1 protein-coding gene is annotated in these 1,304 nt (G+C 64.1%); it reads right to left on the bottom strand.

The window, feature by feature from the left end; all coding sequences use genetic code 11:
* On the bottom strand, positions 1–1,301 hold a 1,301-nt coding region (locus tag EN906_RS34405; RefSeq protein WP_127375788.1), incomplete at its 3' end, for a Clp protease N-terminal domain-containing protein.
* Positions 1,302–1,304 lie beyond the last annotated feature (3 nt).

The following is a 1,304-nucleotide window of genomic DNA, read 5'->3' as shown; positions in this document are numbered from 1 at the left end:
GTCTCGACCTTGAGCGCCTCGCGTTCGATCTTGAGCTGCATGATGCGGCGATCGATCTCGTCCAGCGCCTCGGGCTTGGAATCGACCTGCATGCGCAGCCGCGATGCGGCTTCGTCGACCAGATCGATCGCCTTGTCCGGCAGGAAGCGATCGGCGATGTAGCGGTTGGACAGCGTCGCCGCCGCCACCAGCGCCGAATCCGAAATGCGCACCTTGTGGTGCTGCTCGTACTTCTCCTTCAGGCCGCGCAGGATCGAGACGGTGTCTTCCACCGTCGGCTCGTCGACGAACACCGGCTGGAAGCGGCGGGCAAGCGCTGCATCCTTCTCGACATGCTTGCGATACTCATCGAGCGTGGTGGCGCCGACGCAGTGCAGCTCGCCGCGCGCCAGCGCCGGCTTCAGAAGGTTCGACGCATCCATGGCGCCATCCGCCTTGCCGGCACCGACCAGGGTGTGCATCTCATCGATGAACAGGATGATGTTGCCGCTGGCCGAGGTGACTTCGGAGAGCACGGCCTTCAGCCGCTCCTCGAACTCGCCGCGATATTTGGCGCCGGCAATCAGCGCGCCCATGTCGAGCGCCATCAATTGCTTATCCTTCAGCGATTCCGGCACGTCGCCATTGACGATGCGCAGCGCCAGGCCTTCGGCGATCGCCGTCTTGCCGACGCCCGGTTCGCCGATCAGCACCGGATTGTTCTTGGTGCGGCGCGACAGCACCTGAATGGTGCGGCGGATCTCGTCGTCACGGCCGATCACGGGGTCCAGCTTGCCGGCACGGGCATCCGCGGTCAGGTCGCGCGCGTATTTCTTCAGCGCGTCGTAGCCCTGTTCGGCACTCGCCGAATCGGCGGTGCGGCCCTTGCGGACGTCATTGATGACCTGGTTGAGCGCCTGCGGGGTGACGCCGGCCTTGGCCAGTATGTCGGCGGTCTTGGCCGACTTCTCCATGGCCAGCGCCTGCAAGAGCCGCTCCACCGTGACAAAGCTGTCGCCGGCTTTCTTGGCCAGTTCCTCGGCGGTCGAAAACACTTTTGCCAGCGGCTGGGCCAGATAGAGCTGGCCATTGCCGCCCTCGACCTTGGGCATCGCTTCGAGTGCCGTCTCGACGCCAAGCTTGACGTCGCGGACGTTGCCGCCGGCGCGTTCGATCAGCGACGCGGCCAGGCCCTCATCGTCGTCGACGAGCACTTTCAGGATATGCTCAGGGGTGAATTGCTGATGGTTGCGGGAAAGCGCCATAGTCTGCGCGGACTGGATAAAACCGCGCACGCGCTCTGAGTATTTCTCAAGGTTCATATC

The sequence above is a fragment of the Mesorhizobium sp. M7A.F.Ca.CA.004.06.1.1 genome (assembly GCF_003999135.1).
GTDB lineage: Bacteria > Pseudomonadota > Alphaproteobacteria > Rhizobiales > Rhizobiaceae > Mesorhizobium.
Note: the sequence above shows the minus strand (reverse complement) of the source record. Positions and strands in the feature narration are given on the sequence as shown.